Below are 23977 nucleotides of genomic sequence, written 5' to 3'. Positions count from 1 at the left end.
TGTTTCTAGCTCATCTCGTTACCGGGAGGGTTGCCCCTCCCGCCTCCATCAGGCCACATATTCCGGCTTCATATCCGCCAGGGTGATGGCGAACTGGTCATACAGCTCGTCGCCCATGTGGCGCTTCGCCGCCGCCAGTGCCTGCTCGGCTTTTGCGAACTGTTCCTCGGCACCAGGCTCGCCGGGCTGGGGCAGGGAGTTGATCGCCGCCTCCACCTTGTTACGGGCATCAACCAGGTAGTAGCGCCGAACGGCTTTGTTTTTCAGCTCTGTGAACAGGGCGGATCCTAACGTCGCTTTAGCGGTTTCGATGTCGGCACGCAGAGCTTTAGCACCGTCCACGTCCTGAGCAGCCTCAATGCGATCCCGGAATTCATCCGCCATAGCATCGATGTTGGCGGCAGATTCCTGCGCGCTGTGAGTTGTTGTTACGCCGTCACCTTTGATATCTGCAAGGCTCACGCGCTGGGCGGGTGCAGGATTGATTTCCCGCTCTGTGCGTTGCTCAAGCTCATCAGGCGTATAAACGCCAAGGATCACATGCGGGCAGTAAAGCCGCGCCCAGTACTTCACCCCAAGATAAGCTATCTGCTGGTCTGGTTTTGAAACCCACAGAGGCGAATTGCGGGTAACCACCTGAGACAGGTAAAGAGGCTTGTCCCAGGTGATTTCACTTTCGCCACGAAGAATGGCTCCGACCTGAATGTAGAGCCCAACTTCATCTTCATCAGTCCAGTCGCGAACGCGCTCAATGGAGGTGTATTTGCCATTCTTACCGGTTTTCTCGCGGCTAACTTCTTTAGTTCTGGTGCAACGTTCCCAGTCACCGCCGTAGCGATAATGAAAACGACCATGAATGGCGCTGGAACTGGTAATTACGGCATTAACAAGCTGCGCTTCATAACCCAACTGGCCATTGACCAGGTGAGTTTTTTGCGCCACCGCGTATGGGTTCATGCCCCACTGCATCGCCTGCATGACGATCGCCATGCAATCGGCGGGCTTTCCTGCCAGATGAGCCGGTACGGTAACCTGAGAGTCAGCCATCAGGTTGGCAAAGGCAGTAAGCTGGCTCAGCGCCTGCACGTTGAAAATAGCGTTGCTGGCAGAAATGGTGTTCGGTGCCTGCTGTTCTGCTGTGATGATGTTCGTATTTTCCATGGTCATTCCCCTTATGCCTGAGTACGCAGCGCTTCAAGACGGCGCAGGTCGAAATCGTCAAGTTCATCTGTGAAGTCTTCGGTGATCGGCGCAGGCCACTCACCTGTGTCGAACCCGGTAGAGATAGCACGCATGGTTTTGCGGTATTCCAGCATGCCCAGTTCCAGCAGCTCTGCAGATGCCTCGATAATGGCGATCCAGTGGTAGTTCTCGTCTTTGTTGACGAAAATCCAGAAGAACTGATCCAGCGCTGCGGTTTCGCAGTACATGGCCGCGCTCAGGTGGTAATCACGCATCCGGATCTCACGACGCAGCCGGGCTTTAAGCGCATCTGCTTTCACATCCCACATGCTGATAGTTTTTAGGTCGGCACCGATGCGAACGCCGTCCAGCTCAATTTCGAGGTCCGGCCGCACTCGAATTTCCAGACCTGTCTCTTCGTCAATGCCGAAATAGCTGGTCTCTACGGCGCGGCTAGGGTGCGTCAGCAGCATTCCGGAGGTCGGGTGTGCCAGTAACGCAGACTGAATTGCCCTTGCGGTCGCCAGCTGCTGGCGGGTTACCAGAACTTTGCCTTCCGGGTTCTCGCGCCAGGCGTCCAGCAGCTCGTCGGCGAATACGGCATCAGGCTTAATGGATTTAACCGCCTGTATTAGATCCGTTTTGGTGCCGCCCACTTTCAGTGACGCGGGCTTCTGCGCTTCCTGTGCAACCAGGTCAGGATTGACGACCGCCAGCTGCTCGAGGAGCGCGTCACGGCTTCCGGTGGTCTTCGCCGGCGCGGGCAGGGTGGCGTTGTACTCTTTGATGCACGCTTTCATAGCCGTGGCGGTATGCTTAGTGCCGTTTTCAATACGTTGGTATTCCTCAGGCAACTGCTCATACGATGCGTATGTCTCATCAGCTGAACCGCCCAGCGGCAGTGGCGCGGGCAGGGTGGCGTTATGCGCTTCCAGCAGCGCTTTGATATCGTCAGCGCTCAGCTGCGGCGGCAGGCTGGCGTTATACTCATCGATGCAGGCGCGGATCGTCGCCGTGGTGGTGAGCGCGCCCTCCGGGATTTCTGGCTCGATGCTGAACTCGGCGGCCAGCGTCTCCGGCTGCAGCGCCAGCGCATGCACCAGGTTGCCCATATCCAGGACTTTGGAGCGTTCGCGCACTATGGTCTTTGAGACGTGGCGCGCTTCGAAATACATCAGGCTGACGCGGGCGTCTTTCACCTGCGTGCTGCTGATGCCGTTCGCGGCGTGGTATACGTCGTTCGGCAGACCTTCATAACGGCCCGGCTCGAAGTATGCTGGCCATTGTGGCGCTGCAGCTTCTGGCTCGAAAATATCAGCTGCTGGTTCGATTTCTGGCGTTTCTGGTTCGGTTTTAGGTAATTCCGGCTCATCCTGGTTCAGAGGTTCGATATTCTGGTCCAGATCGGCGGCAACATTGCTCGCCAGTTCCGGTGCTGCAGCGGCGAGAATATCCGCCGGGTTTACGCTACCTGCTTGCGCCGCAGCTTCATCAACATTTTCGACCGCCGGTACCGCATCACCAGCTTCGACTTTGCTCGGGTCAGTCTCTTCCATCTGCACATGTACGACGCTCTCCGCTTCCTGTTTTGCGACTTCATTTGAGGGGGTGGCCAGCAGGCCTTCGATGGAGAACACGCCGCCGCCCAGGCTCTCAACTTTAGGCTGTTCATCACCGGCAGCCGCCCACTTCGGTAGGGTATGAACTTTGTTACCTTGTTCTTCTGCAATCTGCTGCTCTTCGGTTTTTACCCACTTCGGCATAACGTGGTTCGTGTCAGCCAGCTGGCTATCGGCTTCCTCGCGTACCGATTCTTCAGCTTTCGGCTGGCGGCCTGCACGGGAGTCTTCATCCCACTCTGGATAACCTTTAGAGCGCTCGCCGTTTTCATAAATCCCGTGCGCGGTGAACCAGTCACGCACCAGACCACGGAGTTCAGTTGTGGTCTCTTCACCAGCCCATGGAATGGCGCGGGTCACACCGAAAATACTGTTGGCGTTGTACTCGAGGATGTCAGTGATTTTACCGAGAACCTTGAGAGCTTTGACGTGTGATGCCTCTTTCTGGTCCGCCAGCTTTTTGGCTGCCATGAGTTGCGTACGGTTGATTTGTCCGGGTACTGCATCCGGGAATAGCAGGGCGATAGCGATCTCGATGCTCAGGTTCGCCATGTTCTGCGCGACTGCTCGCTTATAGGCTGCAGGGGTTGGTGGGGCTTCATCGACGGTACTCGTACTGACGCGATTCCTTGCGGCCCACTCACGAACGAGAGCCTCGCGGTCACCATGATTTTCGGCCGCAAGCCAGGTTTGAGTGAACTGCAGGATTACTGACAGCTCGTGTCGCTTCTCCTGATTGAATACATCTTTGATGGACGAGGTGTAGACCCACAAACCAGCAGTATCGAATGTTTTCAGTTCGGCACAGTGTTCGGCGACCAGCAGCAGGTTCTGGACATAACCATTATCGGTATCCATTTCGAGTGCGGTGATCTCAGCGTGTTCGCTGCGGGTAAGATGATGGCGCAGTTCGTTAGCAGTCAGCTGCGACAGAAGCTGTTTGCGGAACGGCATGCTGCAGACAGGATAGCGTGTACCCTCGTCGTCATTTTTGTAGATCTTCAGGCCGTTCTCTACCAGCAAAACATCCGATGAATCTAACTCGACTTCAGGCTTAGCTGGCAGCTTGCCGCTGAGCCAGTCTTCCACCAGCTGGCCGCGTTCGCTGACTTCAGCCGCTACCCAGTCGTTAACGAAAGTGGCGATACGTTTGGCTTCGTGGCCCTGATCCTGCGGGAATACAGCTTTAACCGCCTTGATAAGCTTCCACTCCACGTGCGCAGAAAGCTCCCGGATCTCCGGAGTATCCTCGATGGCCTGACGCAGGCCCTGGACAAAGCAATTCTCGTCTTTGCCTTCCATTACGCCGATTTCGATGTGCTGCTCCAGACTGATCTGGTCCATCTCTGTATCGTGCATGAGGTGGGCTAAGAGGCGCTGAATCAGGCGTAGCCGTGACAGTGGGCGGAGTTCCGCATCGGCGGCCGGTTGGGTGGGCTGGGTTTCCACGGTCACTACCGGCGCAGCAGCTGCGCCAGCGTCGCCCTGGACCGGACTCCATGAGCGGCCATCCTCGCCGAGGGTGTAGCGGTCGCACCAGGTATCATCCAGCACGCCTTCTTCCGGCAGATCGTCAGCGACATGCCAGTCGGTGCGCTGCGGCAACAGGTAGTCAGCACCACGGCCGACAGCAATATCGGCGTCGTCGAGAATGTTGAGGATCTCGCGTTCTGCGCGAGAATCGGATTTTGCAGAGAACCAGCAGAACAGATTTTTCTTCTCTGATTTTGCCTTAGCTTTAATCACAAACGCGTAGGTGTTCATTGCGTCTAAGCTCCTTTGGGTTGTAAGATCCCCGGCGCTGTATAAGCCGCCATTGCTTGGGTGGTTTAAAATTTCCGGTGTACTTTGGTCGGTCACCGGACGGAGAGCCCGCTTTGGCGGGTTTTTTCGTTACAGGGTCACGGCTGGTTGTTCGCCGTTACGGATAATGCGCTCCACTTCGAAACACTCGCCCGCAACATGCTGCTCAACAGCTGCCGCTTCACACTGGCGCTGGTCTTCATACACACCCAGCACCACATCCTGAAAATCGCCGTTGGTCATACCTACGGTCAGCACTAACGCGAATAACGTATTCATCAGTGCGTCCCCGCCGGTACCAGATGCGGCTGAATGCTGGGGGCGGCGAACGGCTGACGGATATGACGCAGGTTGCCCTGTGGCTCGTGCCAGTACATGCCTTCGATATGATTAAACGAGACGAGCCAAGCTGCGCCGGTGCGGCTGTTGCGCATCGCTACTGCTTTCCCGCTGTTTGGTACTGCCTGATTGGTAGTTTCCATCTCATCCTCCCGGTCTTTCCCGGCGTCAGAACGTTTATCGGAGCAACGCAGCGCGTTGTTGATGAGTGAATTAAACAACAGGTTTAAATGTAGGTCAAGTTTGTTTTCAACAACAAGTTTAAAAAAAGGGATGGGCGTAAAAAAACCGGCACATGGCCGGTTTAAAAAAATGGGCTGGATTACTTCGCTTTCTTTGTCTCAAGCATTTCTGCAAACAGAGCTGCATACTCACTGACACGACTGTTAAACATTGCGAGCATCTCACGCTGAGCCGATTTTGGCATCTGCCTGAATAAGTGCAGGAGTTCAACTTCTTGCTCTGAAAGACTCTCCAGAGGATTTGAAGGGGTATACAGGGGATCATAATCTAGTGCGCCATAGGGCAAGCTATAGTCAGCTTCTATCCTGCGGGCAATGCTATCTGTAATAATCTGTTTACCGTCATGGATGTCTTGAAGAATCTGCTTCTCCGTTAAGCTATCGCTATCTGGCAAACCTGCTGCGAAATAATGTTTGAATCTGTTCAGGCGGATTTGCTCAACAGTAAGGATGTCGTCAGGATCCCCTTTAAGCAACCAGTCTATCGAAACCTTTAACGCATCTGCTATACGTTGCGCAGACTCTCTCCCTAGTTCCCCACGAGTGAACCAGTTATTAACTGCTTGCGGCGACACGCCAACCTGTCTGGCCAGTTCAGATTTGGACATCTTCTTGGCTTTGAGGATTTTTGTAAGCCGATCTGATAACGCTGAATCTTTAATGGTTTCTTCTTTCATATCAACATTATAAACAGTTTGTTTAAATATCGAAATAAACAGCATGTTGAAATTAATTGACGCCAATTTAAACCTGTTGTTTAATTAACTCCGTTGAACTCTCACGGAGGTTTTATGGATTCCCTTCAAAAAGCGATTGCAGAAGCTGGCTCGGCGTCAGCACTGGCACGTGGACTAGGCGTTTCGCCTATGACTATCAGTCTATGGCGCACCCGATCCAGTGGCGTAGTACCAGTAGATCGAGTAATGGCAATTTTCGACCTAACGGGGGTAACACCCCACGAGCTTCGTCCTGATATTTACCCCAACCCAACAGATGGTTTGCCACGGCAAGAGGCTTAATCATGCAAACACTTACTTTTCAACAGAGTACATCTATTTCACAGTCAGCGATGATAAATCGCTCTCAAGTCAAAGAGCCGAACCATGTCGCTATCCGCGACGCCGTCCGCGCCTGGGCAGCGGTTGCCGGGCAGGACGTCGTTGCTGCTCACATCGTGGATCAGTGGCGCAGCTGCGGCGGGCAGGGTATCGAGTTTTCGCAAGATATCAGCCGGGCTAGGCAGAAACTTTTTCGCTGGCTTGATAACCGTTTCGATACCGACGACTGCCGGGATCGGGTTCGCCAGCTGACGCCTGCGATTCTGGTCGTTCTGCCGCTGGAGCATCGCACCGCGCTGGTGGGCGGTGACTGCAAAATTACGCGTCTGGCGCATGCCGAAAAGGAGGTGGCCGAGGCGAAGCGGGCCATTTTGCTGGACGCGCCCAGGCATCAGAAGCTGAAGGAAATGAGCGAAGGAATCGTGTCGATGTTTCGGCTTGAGCCGGATCTGGCCGGTCCGCTTATGGCAATGGTGACAACAATGCTGGGGGGAATATGACAGGTCTGGAAATGGTGAAAGCCGCGCTGGTGGAACAGCAACGGCTTTCGGGGTGTGAAATTACGGCTGCAAGTTCACGAGGTGAGTATGTCAAATACCGCTGAAGTTATCAATTTCCCTATAAAAACCGAGCGTTCGGGAGGTCAAATGGCCGACCTGGCTAACGGGTACACCAAGATCGCCAATGAGATTCAGAAGCTCAAGCCCAGACTGCGTATGTCCGGCCGGGAGTGGCAGTGTCTGGAAGCGGTGATCTGGCTTACCTATGGATGGAACAAGAAGCAGGACCGGGTGACAAACACGGTTATTGCTGAGCTGACGGACCTGGGTGATTCGCATATTTCGGACGCTATCAAATCGCTGGCAGCCCGGAAAATCATCTTCGCTCACAAGCAGGGTGTGATGAAAATTGTCGGTATAAATACTGAGCTATCTGCCTGGATTTTAGACAAGCCGAAAACGGGAAAACTTTCACCGAAAACGGGAAAATCCTTCCCGGAATCGGGAAAACCTTTCCCGGAAACGGTAGACACCCAATACAAGAACAAGAACAGTATTAAAAGATCTTCGTCCCGGAATTCTGACGAATCCCGAAACGACGCTACCAAAAAATTTCTCTCTCGCCATCCGGAAGCTGCTGACGGGATATACACGCCCGCCGGTAAGTCCTGGGGAACGGCTGACGATCTCAGGGCCGCGCAGTGGATTTACCAAAAACTTCTCATGGTCAATGCCAGCCTGTCAGAGCCCAAATGGGTCGAATGGGCTAATACCGTTCGTCTGATGCGCATGATTGACCACAGGACTCACCGCGACATTTGTGAGTTGCTCGTGTGGGCCAGTGAGGACGATTTCTGGGCCAGCAATATCCTGAGCCCGTCCAGCCTTCGTAAACACTGGGACACGCTGACCACACAACGTCTGCGCAACCCGAGGCAGGCGCAGCCTAAAGCAGGTACTGGCGCGCTGGACAACACCGACTGGATTAACGGAGTGCTCTGATGAAAAGCATTGCTGAACGTATGCACGATTTCGATCGCGAGAACATGCGCCGTATGGCTCACGGTTTGCCAGAAGTACAGGACGAACTGCCACGGCAGCAGATGGCGAAAACGGCAGAGATTTTTAATGAGCTGTTCCGCCAGCTGCGCGCCACGTTTCCCCTGCTGGCCAGCAAAAGCCAGGACGACCTGGACGAGATGCGCCGCCAGTGGCTGTGGGCCTTCAAAGAAAACGGCATCACCACCCTTGAACAAATCAACGCCGGTATGCGCGCTGCCCGCCGCCAGGAAAAACCATTCCTGCCATCACCAGGACAGTTTGTCGCGTGGTGCAAAGCGGAAGATAGCGCCGCTCTCGGGCTGCCTGACCAGAATGAACTAGTCTCGCTGGTATACGAATACTGCCGCAACCGGAGCCGCTACCACGATGCTGAGTCCTACCCGTGGCCTGATCACGGTATCACGCCTCATACCGTGAAATTCCGGGCCTGTTACTGGCTGGTTACCACGCTGTACCAGCAGATGCGTTCCGCGGGCCTCAGCGATATGGAACTGAACCGCAAAGCAGCGGACGAACTGGCGAAGATGGTCAAGCGTATCCGCCACGGTGAAGATCTTCCCGAACCGGTAGCCCGTCTCCCTGTGCTGGGTGGAAAGCCGCTGACGCGTGAGCAGAACATGGCACGGGTGAAGGAGATCAGGGAGAAGTTCGGTCTCAAAAGGGGGAGGGCGTGATCATGGCCAGTAAATCACTCTGGGCAATCGTCGATTACCTACGCGAAAACCAGACCATCATCCCACGTCAGGTGCAGGCCTTGCTGGGCTGCGACTGCAAAAAAGCCCATAACCTGCTGCTGCACCTGAACCGGCGCTCTGTGGTTCTCCGCGCAGGCGAGCCGCATCACCCGGTCTTTACGCTGCTGCCTGGCGGGGAAGCGAACATCAAGCGGCCAAAAACAGCAGCACCATCGGTGGCGGACGTTTGCCGCCAGAACTGGCAGGGCTACGAAATTCATAAAATTTTTGGGAGTGCACGGGTATGAGTGAATCACTGAATAACAAAGAGCTGGTGGTCGCAGGTCATCAATTTGCACGGCTGATGTCCAGCGACACGGCGCTAATCGATATCGCGAAAATGATTACCCGTCTGGCCGAACGGCTGGATTGCACCACGGCTGCGCTGCGCGAAACAGTCAGACAGCGTGATGCGCTGACGGCGGACAACGTGGCCCGCGCCGAAATTATTGGGCAGCTGGTCTGGCAGTACAGCGCCAGCGGCATTAAGCCGGTAGAAAAATCGCTGAACCCGGCCTCCGCGCTGCTGTTCGATGCACTGGAGGTATTGCGGCAGCCGACGACTAAGGCGGCGGTTAACGAGCTAAAAGCGCAAGCTAAACCAGAAGGATGGAGGCTTGTACCGCTTGAACCTACACCCGAAATGTTGGCCGAAATGTGCCTCGTTGAAGGGTGGACAGAACGAGCGCTCAAAGCCAGATATCAGGCCATGCTTGCCGCTGCGCCGGGCGAGGAAGTGTGATGGATCCACTTCTGCAATACGCCACCAGCCGCATTATAGAGCTGGAGCGCCTGCTGCTGGTGAACGTGCCGGAAACAGTCTGGCCAGCAGAGGTTGGACTGGTTTACGCACAGGTTGAAAGCGCCGGGGATCTCCCGGCGCACCACCAGCGCCGCCTGAAGCATCACATCAACCGGATGTGGCTCGAAAAAATGCCGGTGCCATCGATCATCACCGCCGCCCGTTCGCTGGCCACTGCCATGGAGAAATACGCGTGAATTTACAGGAAATCATCGTTGATAACTTTGCCGGGGGCGGCGGGGCCAGCACCGGGATCGAGCTGGCTATCGGTCGCAGCGTGGATATTGCGATTAACCATGACCCCAACGCAGTGGCCATGCACAGCACCAACCACCCGGACACGCTGCATTACTGCGAGAGCGTGTACGAGGTAAAGCCAAAAGTAGCGACCGCCGGCCGCCCGGTAGCGCTTGCATGGTTTAGCCCAGATTGCAGGCACTTCTCCAAGGCAAAAGGCGCGAAACCCGTAGAGAAAGCCATCCGTGGTCTCGCCTGGGTTGTTTTGCGTTGGGGGCTTGATGTAGAGCCGCGCGTCATGAAATTAGAGAATGTCGAGGAGTTCAAGACCTGGGGGCCGCTGCTTGCTGGAGAGATGCGACCGGATCCTGCCAGGATTGGTGAAACCTTCCAGGCGTTTATCGGCATGCTGACTACTGGTATTGATCCGAATCATCCTGCCCTGGCCGAATGCTGTGAGTTCTTAAATATCCCGCTGGATAGTGAGGATGCGGCACGGCTGATCAAGGGGCTGAGATACGTTGTCGAGTTTCGTGAACTCAGGGCATGCGATTATGGCGCGCCTACTATTCGCAAACGGCTGTTTGTCGTTATGCGCAGAGACGGGAAGCCTATCGTCTGGCCAGAGCCGACACATGGGGATCCGAAAACGGCAGCGGTGCAAAGTGGCAAGCTTAAGCCCTGGCGGACTGCGGCGGAGTGCATTGACTGGTCTATCCCTGCGCCGTCCATATTCGACCGCAAAAAGGCCTTGGCAGAAAATACCCTCCGGCGCATCGCCCGGGGCATTCAGCGGTTCGTGCTGGATAGCGCCTCGCCGTTTATCGTGAAGTGCAACCACACTACCACGAAAGGCAAATACGACTGCTTCCGGGGCCAGGCACTGGCGGAGCCGCTGCAGACAATCACTAAAACGCACGGCTATGCCATCGCGGTTCCGCATCTGACAAAGTTCCGTACCGGTGCAACGGGGCAGGCAGTTACAGATCCGGTGCCAACCATAACCGCTGGCACGTCGGCGCGACCGGGCGGCAATGGCCACGCGCTGGGACTGGTTGAGGCGGAACTCGCGCCGTTTGTCTCCCGCCAGTTCGGTGCAAGCGTCGGCCACCGCGCGGACGAGCCGAGCGCTACGGTTACTGCGGGCGGCGGCGGCAAATCGCAGCTTGTAACGCCGACCCTGATCCAGATGGGTTATGGCGAGCGTCCGGGGCAGGATCCGCGTGTGCCCGGCCTGCATAAGCCAATGGGTACCGTTGTCGCCGGTGGCGGAAAGTTTGGGCTGGTGGCGGCGAATCTGGTTAAGCACTTCGGCGGGAACTACCAGGGCGCAGGCGTGGCGCTGGACGAACCGGCCCACACGGTCACCACTACCGATCATCATGGCCTGCTGACCTCGCACCTGGTGATGCTACGCGGTACCTGCAAGGATGGCCGGGTAGTTGACGCGCCAGCACCAGGGTTAACTGCGGGCGGCCTGCATGTAGGGGAGGTTAAAACCACCTTGGCGGTTGAGGCCTACGACCAGCAGCGCGCAGATCAAACGCTAACGTTCCTGCAGAAATATTGCGGCGCGAACTGCGACGGCCTGGTGACGATCAGCGGCGTGGTTTACCGCATAGTTGATATCGGCATGCGCATGCTGCAGCCTGCGGAGTTGTATCGTGCTCAGGGCTTCCCGGAGTGGTACATCATCGACCGCGACTACATGGGCACCCGCTACGCCAAAGACAAACAGGTTGCGCGTTGCGGCAACGCGGTACCGCCGCCGTTCGCTGAGGCGCTGGTGCGTGCAAATCTGCCGGAAATGTGTGTAGTGAAAGATAAGGCTGCTTAATTCCTTAAAAAGGAAGCCCACAATAGCCGGGCTTCCTTCAATTACATTACCTGTAAGCCAAAAAATCCAAATTAATGGTTACGGCTTTCCAGGTACTCCAGTACGATCATGATAATGACCGTTACCGGGCGTGCCAGTTTTAAGAAAAGAAGCAACATTTTGCTTTGACCTTTCTGATTCACGCCTCACTGCAAGCACCCATGGATTCGCCCTTGCAGATGTTGTATCTGAGTTAGCTGCTAGATACATTCGGCCTGAATATGGTTGGGGTGCAAGTTCAAGCATCACCAAAAACCAAGGCTGACTAAAACTCTTTCAAAATCAAAAACAAAACAGTTTGATGCCTAAAAAAAATTGAAGGTTCGACTACATGTCGTTAAGCTTAACTCAGCTGCTAGGTACATTCGGCTCGGTAGATGAGGTGCGAACTCATCTACCAATTGGAAGGCCCGGGTTCATCACCCGGGCCTTTTTATTTTGGCTTGAAGGTGATGAAGGACTATATCTAGCCCCGCTGAAAGCTTGTGATGCCTACATCTTGCTGTTTGATTAGTATTCTAGTCTGGATTCTTTTCAGTACAAGAGTTGATTTTGAGGTTAAATTGCGGTTGCGGAAAGGTAATAATCGCTAAGTCCGCGAACGATAAAGGCTACAGGAAAGTCAATGTACTTGAAAAAAAAATCTTACTGTGATTTAAGATAGCGAAATGCAACTAAAAACGAGAAAAATGTCTTTTTCGTGGGCCTTGAAAATCAAATTTGCGGCGATTTCAGAAAAAATTTATGCTCGTCGTAAAGGTTTTTAGAGCCATAAAATGGATTTTTCTCTGGAATTATCATTGATCCAAGTGCCCGTTCTCCGACCGAGCTGATCTCTCAATGCAGTCGCTGTGGGTAGCCTGACTGTTAAATAGCCTACAAAGCTCTGGATGAACGTGTAGAAATAAACGTAACATTGCTTCGCCCAACTTTGAGTACAAAATGTGGCTTGCCATGTTAGTGATCAACGTATCAGTACTCCTTTAACAGCCGCAAAAATCTGCGGGATGACTTATTTGAGCAGTTACGATATTACGCGTGGCGTAGCATACAGTTGGCATCGGCAGAGGCTCCGCACTGCACCGTTTTGTTCGATGTAAGCAAAAAGTCGCTAACCCTTTTATCTCCCTTCATTGGCGGCACTTGCCGCGAGAGCACTTACACTCCCCACCTCGTCCGTAGTTTCAGCTAAACGTACAAGTAATATTCTTCATTAAGATTAAAATTTGACCTTATAAATCATTTACTTATTTTTGGCTGCACAAAAATATTTTATAAAATACTGTATATAAAAACAGTACAAGTTACCTATGGTTGCAGTGCCAGGATATAATTCAAACTTTCTGCCGCGCAGGTTATTAGAGAATTTACCCGATCTGCTAAGGTGGTTCGCATATAGAAGGTGAACAGCCAAAACTGGTTAGTCATAGTGAATTGAAGCGTCTAGGCGCTAAGGGGGTTAGTTGTGGATTTGGACATCGCTGAGGCGGTTAACATCATCAAGCAGCAGGGCGGTAAGTACCTTGTCACGTATGAAGACGGGAGGGTAACCGGGCTTGAGAAAGTGCGTCCTAATCAACACCTCCTTTCACTCGAGGATTTTATTGAGTTAGCAAAAGCAGCCGGATCGTTTGACCGGAACAATAACTCACTGACATAATCATATTGTCGCCTGAACAACGGCATCGGAGCATCGCAGCGCCACGGAGTGAACACCATGGCGCAGCAACTACAACTCATCAAGCAGTCCTCAGGAATCCTGATCCCCGCCACGCCGGAGACCAGCGATTTTCTGCAATCAAAATGTAAACTCGGTGCCGTGCTGGTGGCCGACTTCAAACAGGTCCGCAACCCGGCGTTTCACCGCCGCTTCTTCGCATTGCTGAATTTCGGCTTCGAATACTGGGAGCCTACCGGTGGGGCGATCTCTTCCAATGAGCGCAGACTGGTTACCGGCTATGCTAAATTCCTGTCCACGTTCGGTGGTAGCGAAGGCGCGCTGCTGGATGCCGCCGAGCAGTATCTGGCGCGAATCGCTGATCGCCGTTCCGGCAGCATCAGCATCTGCAAATCGTTTGATGCCTACCGTTCCTGGGTGATTGTGGAGGCCGGTCACTATGACGCTATTCAGTTGCCTGACGGCACCCTCCGCAAGCATCCCCGCAGCATCGCATTCGCCAGTATGGATGAGCAAGAGTTCCAGCAGCTCTATCGCGCAGCGCTCGACGTGCTGTGGCGCTGGATCCTCTCGCGCGCATTCCGCAGCCAGGCGGAGGCCGAGAACGCCGCCTCGCAGTTGCTGCACTTCGGGGGCTGATGGCGATGAACATGACATACCGCAGTAGAAAATGGTTAGCCGCCGTCGGCCAGATTGAACAATGCGTTCTCTGTGGTGCATGGGGCACGCAGGTTGCACACCGAAACGAAGGGAAGGGCATGGGCCTGAAAACCGACGACTGCGCCAGCGCCGCGCTCTGCGTTTGCTGCCATGACAGTATCGACAACGGCAACAAGCTGACGCGCGACGAACGCCGCCAGATGATGGATCGCGCCATTGTGCTGACCCTGATCCAGATTGCCCGCCGTGGGCTGGTGGTACCCGCATGAAAATCTACGACATTACGCCGATTGGCAAACCCCGCATGACGCAGCGCGATCGCTGGCACAAGCGCCCGACGACTGCTGTTTACTGGGCCTATAAAGCGCAGGTGCGGCTGCTGGGCGTCACGCTGCCGGAGTCTTGTTATCACGTCACGTTTGTAATCCCGATGCCGAAAAGCTTGAGCCAGAAGAAGCGCGCGCAGTACGACGGGCAGCCGCACCAGCAGAAACCAGACAAGGACAACCTTGAGAAGGCGCTGCTGGATGCAATCTTTGATGACGACAGCCGCATCTGGGATGGCCGGATTACGAAGATCTGGGGTGAAAAAGGGCAAATTATTATCAAAATACAGGAAGGAGCAGAGGCATGATTCACACGGCAGAAGTTGGCAAAGCAGGGGAAATGGTGCGTCTGCGCACGCTGGAAAGCATCTGGATCCAGGGCAAGCTGCGTATGTGGGGCCGCTGGTCCTATATCGGCGGTGGCAGGGCCGGGAATATGTTCAACCAGCTCCTGACCAGTAAAACGATAAGTAAAAGCGCGATCAATGAAGCCCTGCGGCGAATGAAGAAGGCAGGAATATCAAAGCCAGAACTGGAGGTGTTTCTCCGTGAAATGCTCAACGGCAAAAACAAAAGTAGCCTGGCGTTTTGCTCTGATGATGAGGGTTTAAAAATTGACGGAGTGATTAGTGCTGTGCTGACAAGCCAGGGGCATGACGGATTACTTGACGTACTGGCGCAGCGCTACCGCTGGCAGATGAGCAAACGGCAGTTGGCTGAGGAACTACAGGAAAGGCACCCGGACTGGGGCTTTATGACGTGCCGCCGTCGAATCGATATGTGGCTAAGTCTGGCAGAATCGATGCTTTACAGGCCAATGTGTGACATGTTCGGTACAAATAGTGAAAGATTTTACTTGCAAAGTGAGCCATCTGGTGATTGAATTGTGATAGGCTCGGAACGTTAAAGCGAACTGAGCAGCAGAAAATATAAGAAGCCCGCCACTGAGCGGGTTTTTTTATGCCCGCAATATCTCAACTCTCAGGCTCGCTTCGATGGTCTACTGCTGCTGTTCCTGGTTATGTCCATTAACTTTATCAGCAAATTGATGTCGGTCCTGGCTGACGGCGTGCTGGCGGCAGGAGCGGTAATCCTGCTCTGGCCACTGCCACAAACAACGAGATAACACTCTTCTAAAGGTGTCCGCCGGGCGTCTTTTACAGAGTGCATTTTTTGGTTACGGCGCTGTTTAATTTGAAGAATCTATTACCCACTTTAATGCTGATTCATAAAGCAATATTTCGTCCACCTCGGCGCTACTCTCGTAAACAGCAACATACTTGTCGGTGAGAAATTTAATAAGCAATTCTCTGCTTATTTCCTGCTCCGGGTCTGACTGGAAGATGTCAATGACAGCTCTTCCGATAATCCAGTCTTCATCACTCATGTCATTTCCAGTATGTGAAAAGGGCATCATGACCCTATTCCCACTGCATTGACAGGATTATCACAAAATAACTCTCTATGTTCCTTTGAAGATCAGAAGAGCAGGCATGAATTTTTATGCCTGACACCCTTTTTACTACTCACAGCACCCCGACCAAATCGGAGGTGAGAGATATGTCCAACATGAGCAAATTAGCTTCTGGCGCTGCCTATGGCGCATCTGCCGGGACGGTAGCTAATGGCCTACTGACCCGGCTCAGCCCTGACGAATGGAGCGCCATTGGCGTAATAGCAGGCATCTTCATCGCAATACTGACGTTTGGTATCAACTGGTACTACAAGCGCAAAACCACGCTGGCACAGATCCAGGCACTGAAAAATTGGCCCACACGTCCGGTTGATATTGCGGAGGACTAATGGCGATCTCACTGTCGTTACGTAACAAACTGATCGGCGTGGCTGGTGCTGGTGCGCTGGCGATCGCCACGGTGTTTCTGGGTGGCAAAGACGGCGTAGAAGGGCGCAAGTACGAAGCGTACCGGGATGTTGCCGGAGTGTGGACTGTCTGCGACGGCCATACGGGCCGGGATATCGTGAGAGGCAAGAAGTACACAGATCGCGAGTGTGACAACCTGCTTTGGAAAGACCTGCAGCCTGCCAAGAAGACGGTCGATAGTATGGTTAAAACGCCGCTGAACGAGTATCAGCGCGCCGCGCTCTACAGCTTCGTCTTTAACGTCGGCTCTGACGCTTTCTCAAAGTCCACGCTGCTGCGCAAGCTCAACCGTGGTGATCATGAGGGAGCGTGCGAGGAGATGCGCCGCTGGGTTTACGCTGGTGGGATGAAGTGGAAGGGCCTCCAGAACCGGCGCGAGATGGAGCGCTCAATGTGCCTGGCGGAGAGCAAATATGACCTTTAGCCTCCGAACGATTCTGCTGATCGCTCTCGTGATCGTACTTCTGGCCGGTGGCTATGGCGAGCTACGCTACCGTAATGGCTGGTATGACCACTCCGACCATATCAACGCCCTGGCCGCCGATAAGCGCACCAAAGCTGAAAAGGCTATTCAGCCTGTCGAGCAGAAGGCCGCGCAGGCCAGCGAAGAGAGCAAAATTATCTACCGAACCATAACCCGCAACGTGGTGAAATATGTCCAGGATCCGAATCGTACCGTTTGTGTTTTTGATGATGATTCTATCCGGCTGCGGCAACAGGCTATCGACGCTGCCAACGCCATCAGCGGATTTGATGCAGACCCCGTGCAAGGGCAGTGATGCAGGGGCGAATAGCGACGCAGACCTGCAGGCGGATGTCGAGACGGCGGAATGCATGCGCCAGCTACGGCTCAATACTTATCGCTGGCAGGGCTGGTATAACGCAGTGAAATAAAAAAAGCCCTCAGAAACAGGAAACCCAAAATGTTTCTGAGGGAGTGCAAGTGCACAATCGTTACGCTACTAAGTATGCTGATCTATAAGCATTTTGCACTGAGATTTAGCCGGAAAGTATTCGTTCAAGAAAAGCAAAATGTGCCAGGGCTCAAAAACTGACGCCAGCGCTGTACTCACTGTCGCTCTTATGGCCTATCCTGACCGCAGCATATTGAAGCGGAGGGGATATGAAACAGCCTTTGGATTTGAACAAAGTAGCGGTATGGCAGCTTACGTTCCGGTTCTCGACTGCCGCCGTCCCGGACGGCCAGGGCATCCATTTTGTGCGGGCACTAGAGAACGAGCCGACTCGGCAGCTGTATGACCGGATCTTTGATGAAGTGGATGCAGAACTGCGCGCCGATTACGGCGATTACAGCTTCGAGGGCTGCGACATCAGACCCGCGATAATGAAAGAAGACTGACCGCCTCCCGGCAGCTTTTGCTTCCTTAAGCATTAAGTAGCTTAAATACTATTATCTGTGTAACCAAAATTAGTAGGATTTTCCTTAGGTTGTTGCTTTGGGGTGATGCATCTTGTAATGATTGCTGCGCCTTAAATAACAAGCACATAACCATGAAAACTTTAAAAGTGATTAGCAGCTTTTTACTGCTGCTTTCCGCACACAGCAACGCAGCCTTGCAAGCGCGCGAACTCAATACCTGGTACGAGAAAGACCGGGTTTTATATGACATCACACAGACTGCCGATGACAACCCCGTAATGATAAGCATTGCTCAAGCTGGATATAAAACAGCCAACCTTACGGTTTCGTATATGTCTAATGGAGGATGTTCAAACAATCACCCGCCGCTAAGAATAAACAGCACTTTAGTGCCTGCTGCTTATAAGTGTGTACCGGTGGGGAAGGATAAAATTGAGCATTACATTGTGGATGACGCTGATAAGGTCAACGCCCTTGTAAGTCACCTGAAATCAGACTTTACAGCGGTCATTCAGGGAGACATAAAAGTCTGGGCGACCAATATCAAGTCTCCCAAGTACGGAATGGCTCCGAAATTTTGACGGAGCGAATGAAAGTAAACCGCCTAAGGGCGGTTTTTTATTGTCATAATAATGCGCAGTCCTGTCGTAATGGCTGGCTTAAAAAGCAGTTGGCAAAAGGTTAAAATCTCCAGCGCTGGTAAAGCTTCCCCGAAATACTTGGGTTGCCCCTTTCACTATGTCTGCTGTCTGTTCACTCATGCCGCCGGGACAAGCGCCTCTGGGATCAGCACTGAGTATGTGCCGCCCAGGTACTAAATGCACCGTTACTTTTTCTTCTGGATAAAGCTTCGCCAAAGGCTTTCCATCAATGAAAACATATAAATTACATAAGCTGCCCATTTGGCCTGCATCACGCTTGATTATTACTCTTCCAGTGTCTTCGGCTGCTTTTGAATAGGCAGTTGTTAAAAGCTGTGTTCCTGAAACCTCTTTAGCCTGATCCGTTGGAACGGGCGTGTTAGAGCATGCTGCTAATGCAGCAGCAATGCAGACAATACTAAGCCTCTTCATTTCTTTTTATCCATTTTGGTAATAGTGAATAATTTGTTCGCAGACAAGAATATTACTGCTGTCTGAGGAAGTACATATTGACCATGAAAGATCAAAGACCTCATCCACCACCCCTGTTGGTAGATAACCCAGACTTCAAACCGTACATCCGCATCATTCCTGCTGAAGGCCTGCAAGAATGGCTGCATGCCGAGATCCTCAGCGACGACGGCAATCTGCATAACCCTGACCATACTCACCTGCTGGAGGCCGATCTGTGTTTCCTCTGGGCGTCGAATGCCTTTGATAAAAAAGGGCGGGCCGTACTGGGTCAGGCGGAAGAGTTGATGATGCGCGCCGGGGGCTGGCAAAAGGCTCGCATGGAGCAGCAGATGCATGAATGGTTCGGGCGCATACCTGACTTCATCATCACCCTGGCGGCAGATTACTGCGCTCAGTGTTCAGATCTGGAGTTCTGCGCGCTGGTGGAGCATGAGCTGTACCACATCGCCCAGGAGACGGATGAGTTTGGCGCGCCGAAGTTCACGCGGGAAGGGCAGCCGAAGCTGAAACTACGTGGCCACGATGTGGAGGAGTTCGTCGGCGTCGTCCGGCGCTACGGTGCCAGCCACGATGTGCAGCAGCTGGTGGACGCTGCAAACAGGCCTGCGGAGGTTGCCCATCTTGATATCGCCAGGGCATGCGGAACGTGCCTGCTTAAGCTGGCCTAACTTTTGACTGATTATGACAGGCAGGTAACCAATGGCGGCACTGAAAGGAGAGGTCAAAGCCTTTATCGTCCAGTCGTTAGCCTGTTTTGATACGCCCTCTCAGGTAGTCGAGGCCGTCAAGAAGGAGTTTGGCCTTACGATATCCCGCCAGCAGGTGGAATCACACGACCCGACCAAAGCGAACGGAAAAGGCCTGGCGCAAAAGTGGGTGGACATGTTTAACGCCACCCGTGACCGCTTTCAGAACAAAATCTCTGATATCCCGATCGCCAACAAAGCTTACCGGCTGCGCGCGCTGGATCGTATGGCGACCAAAACAGAGGGAATGAAGAACTTTGCACTGGCATCCCAGCTAATCGAGCAGGCTGCCAAAGAAGTGGGCGACGCCTACACCAATAAGCATAAGTTCGAGCATTCCGGGCCGAATGGGGGCGCTATCGAAACAGTCACCATGAACAAAGACGATTACAAAGCTGCGCGGCGGGAGATGCTGGAGGATGACGACTGCTGAGCAAAAGCTTTTCGCCCGCCGCGTTGAATGCGTGGAGGATGGATTATATTACGCGCGATACTTCTTCAAGCAGCGCACCGGCGGCAAAATGATCGTCGCACCACATCACCGGGTGATCCAACAGACGCTGGACAGGGTGATAGATGGCGAAATTCAGCGTCTTATTATTAACGTCCCGCCTGGGTACACCAAAACTGAGCTGGCCACCATCAACATGATGGGGCGTGGGCTGGCGCTCAACCAGCGTGCCCGCTTCATGCATCTGTCATACTCCCACCAGCTGGCGCTGCTCAACTCGTCTACCGCGCGTGGCATGATCAAATCGCAGGCCTATCAGGCCATGTGGCCTATGTCGCTGCGCGATGATGCTGACAGTAAGGCGATGTGGTGGAATGAATTTGGTGGCGGGGTGTACGCCAGTTCGGCAGCTGGACAGGTTACCGGCTTTCGTGCCGGGCATATGGAGCCAGGCTGGCAGGGCGCGCTGATTATTGATGACCCGGTCAAACCCGATGATGCCTATAGCGAGATAGTGCGCGACGGCGTTAACAACCGCTTTAACGAAACCATCAAGTCACGACTGGCGATCGAGACGACGCCGATGATTGTCATCATGCAGCGCATCCACTATCACGATCTGAGTGGTTACCTGCTGCGTGGCGGTTCCGGCGAAAAGTGGCATCACCTTAATCTTCCGGTGCTCATCGACAACAGCCAGGCCTACCTGGCGCAGTACCCGGAGAACACCCACGCCATCCCGATTGACCACGGGCTGCCTGATGGCTGGCTCTGGCCATTCAAGCACAACGAAACTCACCGCGTTTCCCTGTTTTCGCACCGGCGCACTGCCGAGGCGCAGTACATGCAGAAGCCGCGGCGCTTCAATGCAGAGGGTGCGCTGTGGAATGAGGCGATGATAAGCGCCTCCCGCGACCTGCAGATCCGTTTCGACAAGGTTCGCTCGGTAGTGGCCATCGACCCGCAGGCAACCAACAGCGATGAAAGCGACGAATCCGGCATTGTGGCGGCCAGTGCGTATGGTGCTGGTGATAAAAAGCAGTTCTCTGTCGATGGGGATTACAGCGGCAAGTATTCACCGGCTGGCTGGGCCAAAAAGGCAATGTGGGCTTACGAAGAGCACGAAGCTGATGCGATCGTTATCGAAACGAACCAGGGCGGCGATATGGCTGAGGAAACGCTGCGTAACGCCGGTTACAAGGGCCGTATTATCCGTGTCCATGCCAGTAAGGGGAAATACGCACGGGCAGAGCCGATCTCTGCTCTCTACGAGCAGGGCCGCGTTGCGCACAACGGTAATCTCTACGTGCTGGAAAATCAGCTGATGGAGTACGTGCCGGCCACTGCCAAAAAGTCGCCTGACCGTCTCGACGCGGCGGTTTATGCGCTCACCGAACTCGGCGGCGCGCAGCCGATGGGCATGATGATTCCCAAACGGCTTCAGGGTAGATAAACTGAATGTGGTGAATGCGCAAGCTGATGCGCTTCGGGATCTAGCCAGGTAAAAATATGCCAAAACAAAATAAAATAATTATGCATCCGCTGCTGATCATCGATGAATGGCGGAAAGGATGTAGTTGCGCGATTAATACAACCTCTGGCGAAATGGGGCACCCTTCGCTTTGTTCGATCTGCACTGATGCCGCCATGAAAGGGATTGAAAAATGGTTTGTAGAAAATCCTCAGTGGATTCCTATGGAGCCAGTAGAAGAGCCAAAAGAAGATGACACTCTTGATCCGCTTTTTGATGATGCTTTGCAATATATTGTTTTGTCCCGTAAAGCATCAATTGCTGGCATTCAACGTGAGTTCCGAATTGGTTATAACAGAGCTGTACGCATAATCGAACAGATGGAAGCGCTGGGTATCGTTTCACCACCAAATGCTAATGGGAACAGAGATGTTTTGCCGCCTGCCCCTGGTGAAATGTAATTAGCAACTATCGAACACAGACCGCCTCCGGGCGGTTTTTTTTATTGCCTGAACCTACCAAACGGACCCCAGCATGAACAATAACCTTCAACTGGCCGTCAACCATGCGTTGGCCGAGGCCAGTCTTGCGCGCGCACGTATGCTGGCGGCTAACCCGACAATGGGTCTGGATGCAAAGCGCAGCACGGCATGGTGCGAGTACGGCTTCAAAGAGGATCTGACCTTTGACGACCTCTACAGCCTGTACCGGCGCGGCGGCATCGCTCACGGCGCGGTGCGAAAAATTACCAGCACCTGCTGGCTCAGCAACCCGGAGATCATCGAGGGCGAAAAGGCTGACGAAACGCGCAAGGTAACTGCATGGGAGAGCAAGGCGAAAGCCGTCTTTACCCATCGCTTCTGGCGCACCTTTGCCGAAGCTGATTTGCGGCGGCTGGTGGGCCGCTACTCCGGCATCCTGCTGCACATTCGCGATAATCTGGACTGGAATAAGCCCGCCACCAAAGGCAAAGGCCTCGAGAAGATCACTGTTGCCTGGGCAGGCGCGCTGGTGGTCAAAGAATGGGATACGGGGCTGAACTCCCGTACCTACGGGCAGCCGAAAATGTGGGGATACGTAGAGCGCCTTCCGAACGGCAGCACCCGGCGCGTGGATGTGCATCCCGACCGCGTGTTTGTCCTGGGCGATTACTCGAGTGATGCGATCGGCTTTCTGGAGCCAGCCTATAACGCCTTTGTCAGCCTGGAGAAGGTGGAGGGCGGCAGCGGTGAATCCTTCCTGAAGAACGCAGCGCGCCAGCTGAATATCAACTTCGATAAAGAGATCGACTTCAGCAACCTGGCCTCGATGTACAATGTTGATGTCAATGAGCTGCAGGAGAAGTTCAATGAAGCTGCTGTTGAGGTTAACCGCGGCAACGATGCGCTGCTGACCACCCAGGGCGCAACGGTGACGCCGCTAGTGTCCTCTGTCGCCGACCCCGGGCCAACTTACAACGTAAACCTGCAGACAGCGGGAGCTGCGCTGGATATCCCGACCAAAATCCTTGTAGGCATGCAGACGGGCGAGCGGGCCAGCACTGAGGACCAGCGCTACTTCAATGGGCGCTGCCAGTCCCGGCGCGGTGATCTGTCGTTTGATATTGAGGACCTGTGCGACAAGCTGGTGCTGCTGGGCATTCTCGACGCGGTACCACAGAAAACGGTTATCTGGGATGACCTGAACGCCAGTTCCGGCGCTGAGAAGATGGCATCCGCCAAACTCATGGCCGAGATCAACAGCGCTTCTGTAGCCAGTGGTGAGCAGCCGTTTACGGGCGAGGAAATCCGCGTGGCCGCCGGGTATGAGGGATCACCTGAACCGCTGGGAGAGGATGATGATGAAGAAGAAGACGAAGAGGATAAAACCTCCGATTCTGCCCGGAAATCTTAGCGACCCGACGGGGGCAGACCGCCTCGAGCGCGGCGCTATGAATGAGTTCTCAAGGCGGATCAAGCGTATCGCAAAAGCCTACCATGGCATCCTCGACCGCATACCCGCATCACCAGCAGTAAACCTTCGCTACACCTTCGACCTTGATACCTCGCTTCTGTCCATGCTGCTGGAGAACGCCTCCGCGCTGGTGGATGAGATCCTCTATGGCGGTAACGAAACGAATTTCTGGTTCTGGCGCGATTACGTTAATCAGGCGTACCAGCGCGGCACGGCGCAGGAGTTCGCCAGTCTGTCGCAGCAGTCAGCGGTGTACGCCGCCGGGCGGGAGAATCTCCAGCAACTGCTGCTGAGCGAACCCTATCAGCGCCGGTTGCTGCTGGTGCGCACCCGTGTATTTGAGGAGATGAAAAACCTCAGCGCGCGGACGAAGTCGGACATGGCGCGGATCCTTACCGACGGCATGGGCCGCGGGCAAATCCCCCGTGATATTGCCAAGCGACTTACTGAGCAGACCGGGATGGAAATCGGGCGCGCAAAGCGTATCGCCCGGACCGAAATAACCACGGCGCTGCGTCGCGCCCGCTGGGATGAGTCGGACGAGGCCGAAACCCAGTACGGCATCATGACGCGACAGATGCACCTTTCCGCACTTAGCCCGACGACACGCCGCAAACACGCGCTACGCCATGCCCACCTTTACACAACCGAAGAGTTGCGGGACTGGTACAGCGTTGACGGTAACGCCATTAACTGCAAGTGCACACAGGTAGCGGTGCTGGTGGATGCCGACGGCAGGCCGCTGAACCCGAACGTCATCGACATGGCGAAGAAGCGGCTGGAGAAGGCTCAGAAAGCCGGTCTTGTCGCCAACCATTGCGACTGCGGCCACCACCGGGCCGCTTAAACGAGAAACTACT

General features: G+C 54.1%; 30 protein-coding genes and 2 pseudogenes. 25 read left to right on the top strand and 7 right to left on the bottom strand.

All coding sequences use genetic code 11. From position 1 onward, the window contains the following. Window positions 1–48: 48 nt before the first annotated feature. The 5 genes and pseudogenes from RTN40_RS00855 to RTN40_RS00835 form a co-directional block, all read right to left on the bottom strand. A pseudogene (locus tag RTN40_RS00855) lies at window positions 49–1228 on the bottom strand (RecT family recombinase). After that, complete coding sequence (locus tag RTN40_RS00850; protein WP_312226782.1) at window positions 1173–4565, bottom strand: PD-(D/E)XK nuclease-like domain-containing protein; 3393 nt, start codon at window positions 4563–4565, stop codon at window positions 1173–1175. Before RTN40_RS00850 ends, RTN40_RS00855 begins: the two are co-directional and overlap by 56 nt. 129 nt (window positions 4566–4694) lie before the next feature. Continuing rightward, window positions 4695–4883: a DUF1482 family protein gene (locus RTN40_RS00845; protein WP_042395658.1), complete on the bottom strand. Its 189-nt coding sequence runs from the start codon at window positions 4881–4883 to the stop codon at window positions 4695–4697. Further along, a complete protein-coding gene (locus tag RTN40_RS00840) occupies window positions 4883–5086 on the bottom strand; it encodes a hypothetical protein (protein ID WP_312227218.1) in 204 nt (67 codons plus the stop codon). Before RTN40_RS00840 ends, RTN40_RS00845 begins: the two co-directional genes overlap by 1 nt. Window positions 5087–5265: 179 nt before the next feature. Continuing rightward, window positions 5266–5928: a helix-turn-helix domain-containing protein gene (locus tag RTN40_RS00835; protein ID WP_312226781.1), complete on the bottom strand. Its 663-nt coding sequence runs from the start codon at window positions 5926–5928 to the stop codon at window positions 5266–5268. 48 nt (window positions 5929–5976) lie between these two features. On the opposite strand from RTN40_RS00835, the gene RTN40_RS00830 reads away from it, so the two are divergent. The 14 genes from RTN40_RS00830 (at window position 5977) to RTN40_RS00765 (ending at window position 15244) form a co-directional block, all read left to right on the top strand. Further along, window positions 5977–6204, top strand: coding sequence for a YdaS family helix-turn-helix protein (locus tag RTN40_RS00830; protein WP_312226780.1), 228 nt, complete (start codon window positions 5977–5979; stop codon window positions 6202–6204). A gap of 2 nt (window positions 6205–6206) precedes the next feature. Beyond that, a complete protein-coding gene (locus tag RTN40_RS00825) occupies window positions 6207–6743 on the top strand; it encodes a toxin YdaT family protein (RefSeq protein WP_312226779.1) in 537 nt (178 codons plus the stop codon). Window positions 6744–6830: 87 nt separating this feature from the next. Further along, window positions 6831–7745, top strand: coding sequence for a replication protein (locus RTN40_RS00820; RefSeq protein WP_312226778.1), 915 nt, complete (start codon window positions 6831–6833; stop codon window positions 7743–7745). After that, window positions 7745–8479 carry a replication protein P gene (locus RTN40_RS00815; protein ID WP_312226777.1) on the top strand — a complete coding sequence of 245 codons (735 nt, stop codon included), beginning with the start codon at window positions 7745–7747 and terminating at the stop codon, window positions 8477–8479. Before RTN40_RS00820 ends, RTN40_RS00815 begins: the two co-directional genes overlap by 1 nt. Before the next feature lie 2 nt (window positions 8480–8481). Beyond that, the gene (locus RTN40_RS00810) at window positions 8482–8787 is read left to right on the top strand and encodes a hypothetical protein (RefSeq protein WP_312226776.1); all 306 of its coding nucleotides are present in this window, start codon (window positions 8482–8484) and stop codon (window positions 8785–8787) included. Continuing rightward, window positions 8784–9281 carry a hypothetical protein gene (locus RTN40_RS00805; RefSeq protein WP_312226775.1) on the top strand — a complete coding sequence of 166 codons (498 nt, stop codon included), beginning with the start codon at window positions 8784–8786 and terminating at the stop codon, window positions 9279–9281. The genes RTN40_RS00810 and RTN40_RS00805 overlap by 4 nt, the downstream gene beginning before the upstream one ends. Beyond that, window positions 9281–9538: a hypothetical protein gene (locus tag RTN40_RS00800; protein WP_312226774.1), complete on the top strand. Its 258-nt coding sequence runs from the start codon at window positions 9281–9283 to the stop codon at window positions 9536–9538. Before RTN40_RS00805 ends, RTN40_RS00800 begins: the two co-directional genes overlap by 1 nt. After that, complete coding sequence (locus RTN40_RS00795; protein ID WP_312226773.1) at window positions 9535–11415, top strand: DNA cytosine methyltransferase; 1881 nt, start codon at window positions 9535–9537, stop codon at window positions 11413–11415. The genes RTN40_RS00800 and RTN40_RS00795 overlap by 4 nt, the downstream gene beginning before the upstream one ends. A 1504-nt stretch (window positions 11416–12919) precedes the next feature. Further along, on the top strand, window positions 12920–13114 hold the full coding sequence (locus tag RTN40_RS00790) for a hypothetical protein (RefSeq protein WP_312226772.1): 195 nt from the start codon (window positions 12920–12922) through the stop codon (window positions 13112–13114). Between the two features lie 57 nt (window positions 13115–13171). Further along, complete coding sequence (locus tag RTN40_RS00785) at window positions 13172–13771, top strand: DUF1367 family protein (protein WP_312226771.1); 600 nt, start codon at window positions 13172–13174, stop codon at window positions 13769–13771. 5 nt (window positions 13772–13776) lie between these two features. Continuing rightward, window positions 13777–14061, top strand: coding sequence for a hypothetical protein (locus RTN40_RS00780; RefSeq protein ID WP_312226770.1), 285 nt, complete (start codon window positions 13777–13779; stop codon window positions 14059–14061). Beyond that, on the top strand, window positions 14058–14426 hold the full coding sequence (locus tag RTN40_RS00775) for a RusA family crossover junction endodeoxyribonuclease (protein WP_312226769.1): 369 nt from the start codon (window positions 14058–14060) through the stop codon (window positions 14424–14426). The genes RTN40_RS00780 and RTN40_RS00775 overlap by 4 nt, the downstream gene beginning before the upstream one ends. Next, a complete protein-coding gene (locus tag RTN40_RS00770) occupies window positions 14423–15001 on the top strand; it encodes a DUF1133 family protein (protein WP_312226768.1) in 579 nt (192 codons plus the stop codon). The genes RTN40_RS00775 and RTN40_RS00770 overlap by 4 nt, the downstream gene beginning before the upstream one ends. A gap of 120 nt (window positions 15002–15121) precedes the next feature. Then, window positions 15122–15244: a DUF3927 family protein gene (locus RTN40_RS00765; protein ID WP_312227192.1), complete on the top strand. Its 123-nt coding sequence runs from the start codon at window positions 15122–15124 to the stop codon at window positions 15242–15244. 63 nt (window positions 15245–15307) lie between these two features. Here the strand turns inward: RTN40_RS00765 and RTN40_RS00760 are convergent, their stop codons facing one another. Further along, window positions 15308–15505 carry a hypothetical protein gene (locus RTN40_RS00760; protein WP_312226767.1) on the bottom strand — a complete coding sequence of 66 codons (198 nt, stop codon included), beginning with the start codon at window positions 15503–15505 and terminating at the stop codon, window positions 15308–15310. Between the two features lie 173 nt (window positions 15506–15678). On the opposite strand from RTN40_RS00760, the gene RTN40_RS00755 reads away from it, so the two are divergent. The 5 genes from RTN40_RS00755 (at window position 15679) to RTN40_RS00735 (ending at window position 17962) form a co-directional block, all read left to right on the top strand. Further along, entirely contained in the window at window positions 15679–15921 is a 243-nt protein-coding gene (locus RTN40_RS00755; RefSeq protein WP_312226766.1) for a phage holin, read from the top strand. Beyond that, window positions 15921–16424 carry a lysozyme gene (locus RTN40_RS00750; protein ID WP_312226765.1) on the top strand — a complete coding sequence of 168 codons (504 nt, stop codon included), beginning with the start codon at window positions 15921–15923 and terminating at the stop codon, window positions 16422–16424. Before RTN40_RS00755 ends, RTN40_RS00750 begins: the two co-directional genes overlap by 1 nt. After that, on the top strand, window positions 16414–16779 hold the full coding sequence (locus RTN40_RS00745) for a hypothetical protein (RefSeq protein WP_312226764.1): 366 nt from the start codon (window positions 16414–16416) through the stop codon (window positions 16777–16779). The genes RTN40_RS00750 and RTN40_RS00745 overlap by 11 nt, the downstream gene beginning before the upstream one ends. Window positions 16780–17123: 344 nt before the next feature. After that, window positions 17124–17360 carry a hypothetical protein gene (locus tag RTN40_RS00740; RefSeq protein WP_312226763.1) on the top strand — a complete coding sequence of 79 codons (237 nt, stop codon included), beginning with the start codon at window positions 17124–17126 and terminating at the stop codon, window positions 17358–17360. A 152-nt stretch (window positions 17361–17512) separates the two neighbouring features. Next, entirely contained in the window at window positions 17513–17962 is a 450-nt protein-coding gene (locus RTN40_RS00735; RefSeq protein WP_312226762.1) for a hypothetical protein, read from the top strand. A 78-nt stretch (window positions 17963–18040) separates the two neighbouring features. Here the strand turns inward: RTN40_RS00735 and RTN40_RS00730 are convergent, their stop codons facing one another. After that, window positions 18041–18454, bottom strand: coding sequence for a hypothetical protein (locus RTN40_RS00730; protein WP_312226761.1), 414 nt, complete (start codon window positions 18452–18454; stop codon window positions 18041–18043). 83 nt (window positions 18455–18537) lie between these two features. Between RTN40_RS00730 and RTN40_RS00725 the strand changes: the two genes are divergently transcribed. The 6 genes and pseudogenes from RTN40_RS00725 to RTN40_RS00700 all read left to right on the top strand — a co-directional run bounded on the left by RTN40_RS00725 (window position 18538) and on the right by RTN40_RS00700 (window position 23964). Next, window positions 18538–19164 carry a putative metallopeptidase gene (locus RTN40_RS00725; RefSeq protein ID WP_312226760.1) on the top strand — a complete coding sequence of 209 codons (627 nt, stop codon included), beginning with the start codon at window positions 18538–18540 and terminating at the stop codon, window positions 19162–19164. A 31-nt stretch (window positions 19165–19195) separates the two neighbouring features. After that, window positions 19196–19675, top strand: a complete 480-nt coding sequence (locus RTN40_RS00720; protein ID WP_312226759.1) for a DUF2280 domain-containing protein — start codon at window positions 19196–19198, stop codon at window positions 19673–19675. Then, complete coding sequence (locus tag RTN40_RS00715; protein ID WP_312226758.1) at window positions 19662–21146, top strand: DNA-packaging protein; 1485 nt, start codon at window positions 19662–19664, stop codon at window positions 21144–21146. Before RTN40_RS00720 ends, RTN40_RS00715 begins: the two co-directional genes overlap by 14 nt. A gap of 227 nt (window positions 21147–21373) precedes the next feature. Continuing rightward, a pseudogene (locus RTN40_RS00710) lies at window positions 21374–21625 on the top strand (DNA translocase FtsK); the annotation flags it as partial. A gap of 73 nt (window positions 21626–21698) precedes the next feature. Then, window positions 21699–23057 (top strand): anti-CBASS protein Acb1 family protein, encoded by a 1359-nt coding sequence (locus RTN40_RS00705; RefSeq protein WP_312226757.1) that lies wholly within the window; start codon window positions 21699–21701, stop codon window positions 23055–23057. Then, window positions 23005–23964, top strand: coding sequence for a phage minor head protein (locus RTN40_RS00700; protein WP_409418493.1), 960 nt, complete (start codon window positions 23005–23007; stop codon window positions 23962–23964). The genes RTN40_RS00705 and RTN40_RS00700 overlap by 53 nt, the downstream gene beginning before the upstream one ends. Window positions 23965–23977 lie beyond the last annotated feature (13 nt).

It is taken from the genome of Pseudescherichia sp., assembly GCF_031987975.1.
Taxonomy (GTDB): Bacteria; Pseudomonadota; Gammaproteobacteria; order Enterobacterales; family Enterobacteriaceae; genus Pseudescherichia.
The sequence above is the reverse complement of the archived record's forward strand: the minus strand, read 5'-3'. Positions and strand labels throughout refer to the sequence as shown.

Excerpts from the sequence above, each read along its gene's own strand:
- RTN40_RS00850 (WP_312226782.1), bottom strand. The coding sequence starts at position 4,565 with ATGAACACCTACGCGTTTGTGATTAAAGCTAAGGCAAAATCAGAGAAG.
- RTN40_RS00845 (WP_042395658.1), bottom strand. The coding sequence starts at position 4,883 with ATGAATACGTTATTCGCGTTAGTGCTGACCGTAGGTATGACCAACGGC.
- RTN40_RS00840 (WP_312227218.1), bottom strand. The coding sequence starts at position 5,086 with ATGGAAACTACCAATCAGGCAGTACCAAACAGCGGGAAAGCAGTAGCG.
- RTN40_RS00830 (WP_312226780.1), top strand. The coding sequence starts at position 5,977 with ATGGATTCCCTTCAAAAAGCGATTGCAGAAGCTGGCTCGGCGTCAGCA.
- RTN40_RS00825 (WP_312226779.1), top strand. The coding sequence starts at position 6,207 with ATGCAAACACTTACTTTTCAACAGAGTACATCTATTTCACAGTCAGCG.
- RTN40_RS00820 (WP_312226778.1), top strand. The coding sequence starts at position 6,831 with ATGTCAAATACCGCTGAAGTTATCAATTTCCCTATAAAAACCGAGCGT.
- RTN40_RS00815 (WP_312226777.1), top strand. The coding sequence starts at position 7,745 with ATGAAAAGCATTGCTGAACGTATGCACGATTTCGATCGCGAGAACATG.
- RTN40_RS00810 (WP_312226776.1), top strand. The coding sequence starts at position 8,482 with ATGGCCAGTAAATCACTCTGGGCAATCGTCGATTACCTACGCGAAAAC.
- RTN40_RS00805 (WP_312226775.1), top strand. The coding sequence starts at position 8,784 with ATGAGTGAATCACTGAATAACAAAGAGCTGGTGGTCGCAGGTCATCAA.
- RTN40_RS00800 (WP_312226774.1), top strand. The coding sequence starts at position 9,281 with ATGGATCCACTTCTGCAATACGCCACCAGCCGCATTATAGAGCTGGAG.
- RTN40_RS00785 (WP_312226771.1), top strand. The coding sequence starts at position 13,172 with ATGGCGCAGCAACTACAACTCATCAAGCAGTCCTCAGGAATCCTGATC.
- RTN40_RS00780 (WP_312226770.1), top strand. The coding sequence starts at position 13,777 with ATGAACATGACATACCGCAGTAGAAAATGGTTAGCCGCCGTCGGCCAG.
- RTN40_RS00775 (WP_312226769.1), top strand. The coding sequence starts at position 14,058 with ATGAAAATCTACGACATTACGCCGATTGGCAAACCCCGCATGACGCAG.
- RTN40_RS00770 (WP_312226768.1), top strand. The coding sequence starts at position 14,423 with ATGATTCACACGGCAGAAGTTGGCAAAGCAGGGGAAATGGTGCGTCTG.
- RTN40_RS00760 (WP_312226767.1), bottom strand. The coding sequence starts at position 15,505 with ATGAGTGATGAAGACTGGATTATCGGAAGAGCTGTCATTGACATCTTC.
- RTN40_RS00755 (WP_312226766.1), top strand. The coding sequence starts at position 15,679 with ATGTCCAACATGAGCAAATTAGCTTCTGGCGCTGCCTATGGCGCATCT.
- RTN40_RS00750 (WP_312226765.1), top strand. The coding sequence starts at position 15,921 with ATGGCGATCTCACTGTCGTTACGTAACAAACTGATCGGCGTGGCTGGT.
- RTN40_RS00745 (WP_312226764.1), top strand. The coding sequence starts at position 16,414 with ATGACCTTTAGCCTCCGAACGATTCTGCTGATCGCTCTCGTGATCGTA.
- RTN40_RS00740 (WP_312226763.1), top strand. The coding sequence starts at position 17,124 with ATGAAACAGCCTTTGGATTTGAACAAAGTAGCGGTATGGCAGCTTACG.
- RTN40_RS00735 (WP_312226762.1), top strand. The coding sequence starts at position 17,513 with ATGAAAACTTTAAAAGTGATTAGCAGCTTTTTACTGCTGCTTTCCGCA.
- RTN40_RS00730 (WP_312226761.1), bottom strand. The coding sequence starts at position 18,454 with ATGAAGAGGCTTAGTATTGTCTGCATTGCTGCTGCATTAGCAGCATGC.
- RTN40_RS00725 (WP_312226760.1), top strand. The coding sequence starts at position 18,538 with ATGAAAGATCAAAGACCTCATCCACCACCCCTGTTGGTAGATAACCCA.
- RTN40_RS00720 (WP_312226759.1), top strand. The coding sequence starts at position 19,196 with ATGGCGGCACTGAAAGGAGAGGTCAAAGCCTTTATCGTCCAGTCGTTA.
- RTN40_RS00715 (WP_312226758.1), top strand. The coding sequence starts at position 19,662 with ATGACGACTGCTGAGCAAAAGCTTTTCGCCCGCCGCGTTGAATGCGTG.
- RTN40_RS00705 (WP_312226757.1), top strand. The coding sequence starts at position 21,699 with ATGAACAATAACCTTCAACTGGCCGTCAACCATGCGTTGGCCGAGGCC.
- RTN40_RS00700 (WP_409418493.1), top strand. The coding sequence starts at position 23,005 with ATGAAGAAGAAGACGAAGAGGATAAAACCTCCGATTCTGCCCGGAAAT.